Genomic DNA, 12541 nt, shown 5'->3' with positions numbered 1-12541 from the left:
ACGACGCGCTTCGACAAATCGGCCAGGAACTACCTCGCCGCTGTCATGCTCGCCTCAACCCGCCTGTGGATGCGGACTTATGAGTCCAGAACCTAGTGCGGCCCCACCAAGGACGATCTTGTCGGCGGTACTATTGGCCCTGAACACTTACGTCGAGATCTCCCTTAAGTGAGTGGGCGATACGCTGGTAGCTAGGCCGTTCGCCCCTTGTTTGAGCGCCATAAATTTAACGAAATATGACGCTTCATGACTAAAGCAAATTTGCCGCACTGAAAAATGATTGCTCAGCGCACTGTGGCGCCAAAATAGTTGCAAAAGCAGACTGTGGTGCTATAAAAAACTCCTGGCGCTTCGCTCAGGGGGAGCTGTGCCGCTTTTTTGAGATATGGCTGCCAAATGTCCAAAGTGCACACGGAAGAGACCGCTACAACTTCCGCCCCAATAGCGCCTGACGACGTCCTTGCGATAGTTCTCCGAACATTGGAGCGGCAGATAAGCGACTTCAGGGCGCACGTAGATCAACAAATCCAGACCCTTAGTGCGCGCGTAGATCAGCAAATCGCCGACCTTAGGGCAGGGCAGAAGCATGGATTTAGCGGCGTCAATGATTTCCGCAGGGAGTTCGGCGAATTTAGGGCGCAGAGCCAAGATGAAATCGCCGAGATTCAGCACCGCATTCACGAGCAGGACATTCGTCGTCAGGCCGACTTAACTGGTGGCGCCTATGCTCGCTCACCGTTCTCATCGTCGCTGCAGCTAGGCGTTAAATCGACTTGGTCGCCCCGGAGCGATGCCAGACAACGCGGTATCTTCTAGTTCTTCACGAGTTCACTCTAAAGGCAAATGCCCCACTTCCGCTTGGCTGGCTAGAGAGCAATTGACCTAGCCGAGGGTTGTTTTGCGCCCGCCCGCACTGCGGACGCCGCCTAGTGTTTTTTCCCTCATTCGTATTTTTACTGTACCACCCCCCTCGAATGTGCTACCCCTTTGGGTGGTATATAAGAATGGGTGCATTCGGTAAAAATGTTAGACTTTTTCCTTGATACCGCCAAAAATCAAACGGCATCCGCAATAGCTCTCGGTTCAATATATATAGCTTTTCCGGTAGCCCTTTCCGCGCTATCCGTGACGATAGTGCTCTCTCTCAAATTTTTGCCAATGGCGCTTATTGCCCCCTCAATTGCCAAGGGGGCTCTACTTCAATTTCTGAGATTAGGGCGCTTCGAACTTCATGTTCGACTCACCCAAATGGGTTCGCTGCGTCACCCTCCACGGCACCCTTTTAATATCTGGATGCTACTGCCCCCGCAGAATGATGCCAGGAGGCAACCAGACCTCTCGTCGGCAACCTTCATTCTAGTGCCGGATCGCTTGGCAAATTACGACCTTGCCTATGCCCTGCTGTTTTCTATCATGATAGCCAGCCTAGCCACCTGCCCACTCTGGGCGATCACCTCATTCGCAATGCTTTGGCTAATCCTGCCAACAGCAACCCAGCTCTTTATTGTCCGCGCCAAAGTCTACAAAGGGCTAAGGGCTCACGTCCCAGACGGCCTCACCCACTGGTTCTTGTCGCTTCCGTCTAAGGTTGTAATGGCGCCCTGCCATGGCGACGGTTCGGCTGCCACTGCCATCCGGGCCCTGCACGTTTGGGGCGTGATGGTCTGGCATCGCCTGAAATTTTTCAAGCCACAAGCTATATGCGCAGATCCAATCTACACGCAGGCATCGGGCAGCCCCCAAGCGGCATTTCTCGCATTGGGACTTGCGGCGCACTTCGCTCCAAATCAAGACGAGACAAACAATGCTGCAAGCCGGGGGTTTTTACGCTTCTTCTTTCACTACTGCACCCCTATTTGGCTGAGTTTTATTTGGTTGATTGTCACTTTTCTGCTCATGGGAAGCACTCCTCCGCTGCAGGTGGGCATGGCCTTTGGCTGGGCCTTTATCTCCATGCTCTTCATCTACCGGGCGGTTATCCAATATGGAACTTGGCTAGATCATCAGACCGATGCCGATGATTCCCTCCGTACGTTGCCATACGCTCCAATTTGGCGCGCAGGAGCCTGCCCCCCTCACAGCCTTCATGTATTAAGGGATCGCTGGGTCCGCACAGCCACCTCGGTAATTACTTCGGTGGCACTGATTATCGCACTTACTGCGCTACAAATTCTCAAGGATCCGACCAAGAAGGATGATGCACCGGCACTTGCCGTCGCTCTGTATTGTTTAATTTGCACCAAGGCGGAGGAGCCTCATGGAGCGCCCCGCGATTAGACCAGAATTGTATTGAACCAGCCTAGCATCGCGATGCAGAAGAATAATGCCGCAAGAGGGGCCATCATGACAAAGCAAGAAATAAACCAATCCGCAAAAGATCTCGCATGGCTCTTGTGGCTAGATACCGTTGAGCGGCTGGACACCCTATTACTTGAAGTGCGCCACAGCCAGACAAATGTAATTCACGCCCTTCGCGATGGCAAGCTGTACGGCCCTCTGCAATATGAGGAGGACTACCTTTGGGGTTCGTACAAGATAAGAGACGGAGAAAATAATGTATTTACAAAAATATGGAAGGATTTACTCTCCGGTGCAACAACAATAGATGAAATTAACGAACTGGTTGCGGCGTGGATTATCCCATACCCCCAGTTTTCAGATCTTAGCATACGAAAAGAAGCCTCAACTTGGGCATCAGGTTTTTGCGACGCAGACGCTCATAAAGCAACCTATGACGCTGTGTGCGAGGCGGTGGCATCCAATGTAAGAGACAGTCACTGGACCGCAGATCCGCGCCGCTTATATTACGCCCTATCCGCCCTGCAATTGCTCAAGCGCAATATACTGCGCGATAAGATTATTCTCTGCCGCTGGGGTTTACGAACTATCGATGGCAACGACTCCAGCCGAAGGGGAGATCGAGAGACCATGATGGGGCGGTTTCTTTTGGTCCGCTCCGCCGTCATGGCGAACGCCCATCGCCACATCCAAAATCTGGGAGATCTGAAGGCACAGTTCGAGTCGGCATTGGACTTGGGTATTCAAGATCACCCCAAGCCCATGACAAAGCGGCGACGCGAACAGGGCCTTTATTCCTCCTATCTATCGGATCGTTGTGCCGACCTGGGCAGCTTGGTCGAAGACGTATTGATTCATGTGGAGGGCCGCAGCAGGCGGCAGCTTCGTGGTGGTATTTATACCCATCGCTGGTCTCACTCCGCCGTATCAAACTCCTCCGTGATGAGGGACGAAGTTGGAATTGGGATATTTGACAACCTGAAGCCCCGGCATACGGATCTCGTCAACACATCGTTTTGGATGCCCGACAGACCAGATCTCCAGCCAGTCATTGCGCATGAAGTGGCGCATAATGTCATTCAGCATGCTTATGGCGACCTCGAGCCTCACGTCCTCAAAACATCTAAAGGAAGCCTGCCGCGCCTCATTAGGCTATTTTCCACGACCCTAGACTCCTTTGGGCTCACCCGATTTCCCAGTAAAGATCCGCGCCATGCCCACGACCATGCCCTGGGCGAACTGACTTGCGATCTCCTGGCGGCAACAGTAACCGGGCCGGCCTACCTATTTGCGCTGGTACAGGAAATTATCGGCGCTGGCATGGATTGCCTCTTCCGCTCGCCACAAGATGAGATCGATTTCGAATTGGCCGACACATGGCTGGATGAAGGTTGGGCAGCGCTCAATATCCCCAGCCTAGAGTGGCATCTGCGCTTACGCCTAGTGTGTGCCTGGATCAAGGGTATGGGGACAAGCGACCCCCTGGCCACCCGACTTTGCGAAGGCGTCGAGACCCTTTGCGAGATTCTGCTGCAGACCATCGTTCATCTTGGCCCCCGTGGCATTCATGATCATGTCGGCCCTTGGCAGGATATGAGCCACGTGCTGATCCAGACCGCCAGAAAATCCGATGCCTTGGGGGAGGTTAAGGATTGGTGGAAAATGAGGCAGGATTATGCTGAGAAATCGCCGTTCCGAGGGGGGGAGACTCAGTTTGTCGGCCTTGCCCTAGAGCGCCCCACCGCCTGTGCCGACCTTCCGCAAGATACCCGGCTTTTTATTCAAGAGCTTCTTATCGAGATGAAACTGAAGGAGAAGCGCCCATTTGCGGGAAAAACCATAGAAATAGCCAAGACGGACTTTCCCAAGATTTATGGCCTCACCTGGAAAGGTGACGCCGAAGGTTTCAGTCAGTTGTTCGAACACCTGCATGATGTGCCATGGCAGTCGGCCATGCTGCGAGCGCGTGATTTCTTGCACCACGAACTGGGGCAGCTAACGGCAGAGAAAAAAAGGGGGGAGTGGTTGACCGACATGTCGTCGGATGGCGCCCCCGGTCGAGAGTTATACCAGATCGCCCTTGAATTATTTTATTGGCACCAAACCTCGCCGGCCGACCCCATTCGGACCATTCTGAGACTCTGGCGTGAAAAAGAATTGGTCAATAGTTTCACAGCTGAGACGCTAAGAGCCAATGTTAAAAACCCGGAATGCTCTGACGAAGAAATAAAAGAGGATGTTACGCAGCTAGAGCAGTGGTGGACTTGGGTAGACCCCGAATTGACCGCTGAAAATGTGACGCGGGATGGCGTTCTTCACGAGATTGCTAAGTCTAAAATTACAGACATAGCAGAAATAGCAAAAAAAGCTGGAAGAAAGCTTGTTGCAGACAGAGACTTAGTGGAAATTGGTCGCATTGTTAAAAAGATACACCCAAAGGCAATTCTGCACGTCCACTTCAATGGAATCAACGATCTCGATGAAATAAGTCAGGGCGCCAGTCGGAGTTTTTTTATCCGCATTCAAATGATGAAGCTGCAGCAATTGCGAGATATTGTTGCGAAATATAAAATATTTGACTCTCGCACGGGCAGCTCAGAGTTGCTGGCAATCAGCGATCATCTTGATTCCACATGTCACGTGGAAACTGTTAGGCGGGGGATACAATCTGGATTTCTTGAATCTGCGGACAACAACAAGAAATCTGTCCGTCTATTTCTGCTGGAGCGCTGCGCTGCGAGCCGCTTTGGTAAACAAGTGGCTGAAGAATTAGAAGAGGGGCCGTATACGCTTGAGAGTGATCCGCACAAGTATTTTTACCACCCGCTGATGGGGCGCTATGATTTATTCGGGATCAATTCCGGCGATCTCCCCATGCGGCCCAGGATGCCCTTATTTACCAAACCACCCAAGCAGGAAACGCCTCCCTTGCCATCGGCGCAGAGGCTCCCCCCCCCCTGCCACCCTTCTTCGTTCGCCACGAGCTTGCGATCGGATTTCGGCTATTCGAGGCGAAGCCGCTGCCTTTGCCTGAGGTCGAAAAGCGAATTCCTCTGGCATTCCTGTCCATTACCCTCAATGTCAGGACAGAGCGACTGGATTTCCTTCACCGCCTAAAGACGTTTTATGCCGGCGAGCCATCCAAGGCAGGCGGCGCTAATAATCATAATGATGGACGAGAAGACAACATAAAGCCGCAGATGACAGAAGATGACCTTGTCTTGCTGAGCGAAGGCTGGGGCGATGTTATTATAGCATTTCAAGTTAAGTCCGCAGACGGGCCTGAAACTAACTTTGAATGCGATCGAAGGAACAGACTTGAGCAAATATTTAAACTCCAAAATAGGCTCTTCTCCGATTTTATGGTTGAGAGGACGGAGCTAATTCTGACGTTCAGCAGTCTAACATATGTTGTTTCCAAGAATATAGCGCCTCCGCCGGCCAAAGAGCGCAACGATATGTGGCCGTTCTCCATCATTTCCAGAGTCAGAATCACTAAAGCCTACGGTGACGGAAGCGCAATGACGAGTGCCAATGACCGCTTTGTAAAGCGACTGCAGGACTTCCAAAACTATTGTAGTGATGGCAGAGCATTTGATGTTGTGCGCACGCCGGGGCGAACTGACTTCACCATTTATTTTCGCTGCGGACATTTCCTGCGAAACCCAGATTTTCGCCGGGAATTGATGACCGCCATCTCGGCTGAGGCCGATGATATTCTGACGGTGGTGAGTTATCGTGAAAATCTCTCAGGGAATTCACCTCCGCCATCGTTCAACTGCACAAAAAAGGATGAGGCGAAATGTAGTGCCTGTGGCACCTCAGCGAACGCAGGTGGATGATGTCGCCCGTTTCCCCAGTGTATAAGAAGCCAAGGCCCAACACAGAGCGCTGTTTTTGAGGGAACTTTTGTCCATCGTTACCCGGATAGCGGCTTCCTGCGCGACGTAGAGCCTAACCACTGATACACTTTCCTCATGACGAATGAGGTTAATTTTGTCCGGTACCGCAATGACGGCGACGACTTCCACATTCTGTGGACGGCGCGCCGGACGTTGAGGCTACTTGATCCGACCACGGATTTGGTCGGGGTGTCGGTCGAAGGGGTATCCGAGCGCGAAACCCACGGCAAGGAGCTTGCCGCTGGGTTGCTGGTCGTCGATACCGCCGAGTATTACGGCTCGCAGGATCTCCGTCAGGCCCGGCAGGTTGTCTACTGCCAGCTGAAATACTCTACTCGGGATCCGGATACGCCCTGGCCAGTTTCCGGCCTGGCCGACACGCTGAAGGGCTTTGCCGAGAGCTTTCAAGAGAAGATGTCCGAATTTGGCAAGCTGGAGGTTCTGGGGAAAATCCGCTTCCAGTTCGTGACCAATCGCCCGATTTCCCCCAACGTGCTTGCCGCCTTCGAAGCATTGAGGTTTGGGACGCGGCCTGAAGACCTCGACAACGCTGCGCAGAAAGCCCGGGAGGCGTTGCTTAGGGAAACGGGCCTTTCAGCCGTCGAGTTCCAGGACTTTGCAGGCTTGGTTCAGTTCCTGGCGGAGCAGCCCGATCGCCGAAACCTCGCGGATTTGTTGGCTTCGGACGCCCGGCGGGTGTCGCTCGACAGTGACGCGACCCTACGGATGAAGGCCTTGGTCCAGGATCACACCACCTCAGACAAGGCGCGGGACAAGATCATCGACCGAGAAAAGGTTCTGCTTGCCTTCAGGGCGACATCCGACGATCTGTTCCCAGCTCCGGCCAAACTCGAACCAGCCGAGTCCGCGTTTCAGCGTGTCCAGGAGAAGGATATCGCATCCACGATCCTCCTGGCGGACTGGCCGGTCGTCATTCAGGCCCCTGGGGGTATCGGCAAGACCACACTGGCGCAGCGTCTATGCGGACTCATGCCGCCCGGGTCTGAAACCATCCTGTTTGACGGCTTTGCCGCCGGGGATTACCGCAATCCCCGAAACTACAGGCACGGCGCTTCCCGCGGGGTGACACAGATCGTCAACCAACTGGCGGCAAAGGGGCTGTGCGACCTGCTGTTGCCGCAAAATGGGCTGTCGGAACAGACCTATCTGCAAGAGCTGTGGCGGAGGCTTGGACAAGCCGCCGAAGCCGTGCAAGCCCAGTCCCCCGATGCCGTGGTCTTGCTGATCATTGATGCCGCAGACAATTTGGGAATGGCGGCCGAGGGCGCGAGTGAGAGCAGCTTCGCCGAGGCCTTGCTGCAGGAAGCGCCGCCGCCTGGGTGCCGTATCGTGGCCCTTGCCCGCCCTCATCGGGTGGAGCAATACCTGCGCCCAAGGCGGGAGGTCATCCCCATTCATCTCCAGCCGTTTACCGTCGCGGAGAGCGGAGAGATGCTTCGGACAAAGTTTCCCGAGGCGTCGGACGAGCAGGTCGCCCTCTTTCACCACTTCACCGATAGCAACCCGCGCGTCCAAGCCAATGCCCTGCGTGTCGCCAGAGATCTTACCACCTTGTGTGACCGCCTTGGGCCGACCGTGGAAACCGCCGAGACTCTGGTCAAAGGACAACTCGACACCGCATTCAACACGGTCCTGCGCGAACAGGCGGTGGGCGATGAACTCGACCGCCTGGGAGCTGCCCTCGCCATGCTGCCACCGCCTGTTCCGCTTGCCACGCTGGCGCGGGCGTCGGGCCTTACTGAAGCCGCGATCCGCAGCTTCGTCGCTGATTTTGCCAATGGCCGTCCCATTCTGATCCGCAACGACGCGGTCCAATTCCAAGACGAACCGACGGAAACCTGGTTCAAAGATAAATTTGCCAATGCTACGGCGCATTGGGGGGCCATGGCCGATCGACTGGAATTCGCCGCAAACACAGACACCTACGTCGCGGCCATTCTGCCCATCGTCCTGCATCAGGCCGGTCGTCACGATCGGTTGATGGAGTTGGCCCTTGGTGACGCACCACCCGAGGCGGCTGACCCGGTAGAGCGCCGGGCGATTGTCCTGCAGCGTGTGACCTACGGGCTCAGGGTCGCTGCCTCGCGCGGACGAACCACGGACACCGCCAAACTGCTGGTTCGAGCGGCAGAGGAAGTTGCCGCAGATGCCCGACAGGTAGCCTTTCTAAATGGTCATGCGGATCTGATCGGCCATTTGGCCGCCCCAGAAGTCGTCGCAGAGCATGTTTTCCGGCGCCGCCCTTGGCGAGCCAGCGGAAAGGCCTTTATCGCCTGCGCCGCCATGCTCTCGGCCACCCCCTTGGGTTTGCCGGAAGCGAGGCAATACTTCCGCCTCGCCATGCGATGGCTGAGAGATTGGGCAGCGGAGCGGCGGGCGCGCCCAGACGATTATTCCCGAGAAAAGTTGGAGGTTGCGGATGTCGCTCTCTATGCCGAGGCCTTCGCCCGGCTAGAGGGCCCCAGTGAAATGGTTCATTTTCTTGGTCACTGGTCCGGGGGCATGCCGTTTCTAGCGGGATGCATCATGGCCAAGCGGATGCTGGCCCATGGCGATCAAGGTGTTCTTGAAGGCATCCTTGCTGACGAAGACGCCCCGCTTCTGGTTCGCTTGGCGGTCAATAGGGAACTGGTCGAGCGGTGCATCGCCCCACCCGCTGCATCAACACAGCGCCTGCTGGACGAGCTTCTCGTCGAGCCCTCCCCCATCGAACTGCCGGACCAGCTCGATGACAGCCCCATTTTCCCTGCCATTGCCTCGGTCGTCGAGGCGGCGGTGCGAGCCGAATGCCCGAGTGACAGAATTCAAGAGCTATTGGCCCGCTACCCCGTGCCGCATGAACGGGCATACACCCATTATAATCCGGGAGATAAGCGAAGCGCCCTTCTGCGGATGGCATCCATGGCTGCCATACTGGAAGGATATGAGGTCACCATAAAGGATGTTGTGCCCAACAACCTGCGTGACACCTGGGAGACGAACCGCGGGCACGGGCGAGACGAGCGCGAGTTCTCGGATTACTATGGCGATCTAATCCAGTGGCATATGGTCCGTGGGCAAGCGATCGCGGGAGAAGTCTCGGCAACGGATGTCCCGCCCGTAGCATTCCAAGAGCAATACGAGGGCGCTGGCCACGCTCGCTATTCGACCAATCGAGACATTGCCCTTCTGCGCATGGAGACCATGCTTTGGGCCGATGGGACCGACGGCTGCGCTGCCGACTTGGAAGATTGGGCAAAGGCTGAGCAATTGGTCTTTCCAAGCGCGACGTGGACGCACCTGGCTGAGTTGGCCGCGTCGCGACCGGCTCTGACCGAATTCGCCCTTCTGTGTGCGGGCCGAGCCCACGAGGCGACGGCGAGCGAGCGCCAGGATGCCGGCCGGACTGCCAATGATTTTATGGCCATCGCCAGGGCACTCCTCCCCCTGGGGCCGACCGAGGCCAGCCATTACCTGCAAGAGGCCCTCGACCATGTGGGGCGGCTGGGTGACGAAGTCCACCCACACCTGGATACTCTGCTCACCCTTGCGGAATGTGCTGGAACCGGAAGATCGTCGGCACGAGAGGCCTATCGTCTGGCCCGGGCAGCCGAGCTTCTGCATGCCTATAACGATCACAAATTTCCCTGGGAAAGCGTCACCACATCCGTTGCCCGACTGGATTTACCCTCCGCCTTCGCCGCAATTGCCCGTTGGGACGATCGGGGTGTCGAGGCTGTTCGCTGGACGATATCGAGCCTAGCTCCGATGGCGATGCAGCTTGGCCGCCTTTCCCCGGAAGCCCTCATTGCGCTGCATGCCTTTGGCGGATATTGGGGCGGGAAGAGCCTCGCCAAGAATGTATTTGCCGGATTGCCGAACAGGCAACGGCGCCAAGCCGCTCTCGACATCCTGGTGGCTGACCAGGAACTGGACCCGACGGCGGAGGGAATTTCCTTCAAAGAGCTTCAGGCCGAAGCGCGCCGCCACGGCCTAGTAAATGCGCGCCTGGAGCAGCTTGCCGCCCTGGGGCGGGACTCGGATCACGGCCACGAAAGCCCACCGTCAATTCCGGCTGAAGAGGAAGAACCACCTGGTCTTGACCAGTTGCTGGGAGGTCTCGACCTTGCCTCCTGTGGTGGCGTCAAGCAGGCAATGGCCCGTTGGAGAGATAGTCGAGGCGGCCTCTCGCTTGATGATGTTTTTGCGGCGATGAGGGACCGGGTTCCTCGGGATAGACGTGTCGACCATATTGCCGCCTTGGCCAACGGCGACCTGGAATATGGCCGATGGGCCATTGATGCATTGGAGGGGTGCAGGAAGGATTGGGGCCATGTCCTGAGTGTGCAGGCCGCACTTCAAAGCGCGATTAGAACCGTCGTGGACAAGAAGGCCGAGGACTTGCTTCCGTTCACGGGCTGGGATCGGGATGACGTCGGGCGATGTGTCACCGTGGGTGGGGAAAGTCGCTCCCAGCTGATCCGGCTCATGACGCATTCCATCTCCCAGCGGGTGCGCGACATTCCTGCGCGCGAATTGTTTCGATTCGTGAATCTTCTCGCGAAAGAATCCCTCTCAAAAGATGAGTCCCAGGAGGTTCTGGCCTACGCACTCGACCGGTTGGAAGGCCCCCTCCGTGATCAGGATGGCGATGGTCCCTGGTGCGAGGACCTTTCCCCTCCGGCTTCGGATGAGGAAGCCGTTGCGGGATTTCTGTACGCAATGCTGGCCTCGCCGGAGGCGGAAACCCGATGGCGGGCCGCCCATGCGGTGGTCCGATTAGGGCGCCTTGGCCAGTCTTCGTTGCTGGACGCCTTGGTGAACCTCTTGCCCCGGACGGAACTACCCGCCTTTGTTGGCGCCGGACTGCCCTTCTATGCTCTCCATGCGCGATTGTGGCTGCTGATCGCCCTGGCACGGTTGGCGGTGGAAGCTCCTCAATCCGTGATGCCCTATCGGGAAACGCTCATTCACTGGGCTTTGAACGCCGATGAGCCCCATGTCCAGATCCGCCACTTTGCCGCCCAGGCGTTTTTGGCTTTTGCGGTTCCGGGAGAGGCGGGGTTCGACGACGACACCATCGAGCAGCTGCGTTCCGTCAATTCCAGCGCCATGGAGCCGGTGGCGTCAGATCAGACGCACTACACCGGGTATGATCTCCGACGAGGCCAGGGACGGCGTCTGATGCCCTATGAATTCGACAACAATTGGATCGCCCCGCTGGGAAATGCCTTCGGCATTCATCCCGACGACGTGTCGGAGAGGGTTGAGAAATGGATTTGTGAACGGTGGGGCATTTCACTTCCCAACAGCTATTTTGAGCCGCGAAGCGGCAAGGAACGACGCCATGGCATCGGGCGGGAGCAATTACCGGCCTTCGATTCCTACCGCTTCTATGTGTGCTGGCATGCCCTGCTCTGTGCGGCGGGGGAACTTGTCCTGCAATTCCCTCCAACCCTCCGTTACGAAGAGAATGGCTGGGAGGATTGGATCCGACGCCTCGACTTGACACGAGGTGATAGCCGCTGGCTTTCCGACCGGCGGGATCCAGCGCCGCCCAACCTCTACCCGGAAATGGGAGAGGTGGGCTATGCCCCAGAAAAGAGGGAGATTTGGGCATATTCCATCGGGGGCGCTGACCTTGATGCCGTCCTGGGGTTGAGTGACGCGCCGGCCAATGAACTGATCGTGGATGCTTGGTGGTTTCAGAGCCGCTACGAAAATAAGCAGCGTGTCCGCGTCAGTTCGGCAATGGCGTCTCCCGCGGCCAGCATGGCACTTCTCCGGACCTTACAGACGGCGGAGAATCCCTACGCCTTCAATCTGAAGAATATCGACGAGGATAGAGACGAGGTTCTGGCCATCTTTAAGCTGAGAAACCTTGTCACCTCCTCGGAACGGGATCGGGGGCTGGATGGCTTGGACGTGTTCGCCGGTGAAGTTTCCTGGCCACCCCCGAAACCTGTAAGCGACATTCGGCAACTTTTCGATTTGTTGCCCGACGAGGATTTTCGGAATTGGTATCGGGGAACAATCCCGGTCATGCGGTCGGAAGTCTGGGGCGCCCGTGTGGACGAACGGCGCGGTGATTCGTCCAACAGCGGGCACCGAGTGTCGGTCACGATTCCATTCCTGAAAGACATACTTTCCGCTTTCGGCTGCGACCTGATCATCGAGGTGGAGATCGAACGTGAATACGAAGACCAACCCGGACGCTACGACCCAAAACACATCGCCAACAGGCCCTACAACCGAATTTACCTCCTGCGTGGCGCAACCGGATGCCTCCATACTCTTCACGGATCTGTGCGGCTTTGGCCGGAAACTAATTGATGCGCTGC

Annotated in this window: 5 protein-coding genes; 4 read left to right on the top strand and 1 reads right to left on the bottom strand. The window is 56.5% G+C overall.

Annotated elements, in window-relative coordinates; translation table 11 throughout:
* Positions 1 to 330: 330 nt before the first annotated feature.
* Entirely contained in the window at positions 331 to 681 is a 351-nt protein-coding gene (locus H261_RS24910; protein WP_152426938.1) for a hypothetical protein, read from the bottom strand.
* Positions 682 to 1023: 342 nt separating this feature from the next.
* Between H261_RS24910 and H261_RS17395 the strand changes: the two genes are divergently transcribed.
* The 4 genes from H261_RS17395 to H261_RS17385 all read left to right on the top strand — a co-directional run bounded on the left by H261_RS17395 (position 1024) and on the right by H261_RS17385 (position 12533).
* On the top strand, positions 1024 to 2277 hold the full coding sequence (locus tag H261_RS17395; protein WP_152426937.1) for a hypothetical protein: 1254 nt from the start codon (positions 1024 to 1026) through the stop codon (positions 2275 to 2277).
* Between the two features lie 66 nt (positions 2278 to 2343).
* Entirely contained in the window at positions 2344 to 5415 is a 3072-nt protein-coding gene (locus tag H261_RS17390) for a hypothetical protein (RefSeq protein WP_152426936.1), read from the top strand.
* Complete coding sequence (locus H261_RS24905; RefSeq protein WP_152426935.1) at positions 5325 to 6140, top strand: hypothetical protein; 816 nt, start codon at positions 5325 to 5327, stop codon at positions 6138 to 6140. Before H261_RS17390 ends, H261_RS24905 begins: the two co-directional genes overlap by 91 nt.
* 135 nt (positions 6141 to 6275) lie before the next feature.
* Positions 6276 to 12533: a hypothetical protein gene (locus tag H261_RS17385; protein WP_008620089.1), complete on the top strand. Its 6258-nt coding sequence runs from the start codon at positions 6276 to 6278 to the stop codon at positions 12531 to 12533.
* Positions 12534 to 12541: the final 8 nt, after the last annotated feature.

It is taken from the genome of Paramagnetospirillum caucaseum (assembly GCF_000342045.1).
Lineage (GTDB): Bacteria > Pseudomonadota > Alphaproteobacteria > Rhodospirillales > Magnetospirillaceae > Phaeospirillum > Phaeospirillum caucaseum.
The sequence above is the reverse complement of the archived record's forward strand: the minus strand, read 5'-3'. Positions and strand labels throughout refer to the sequence as shown.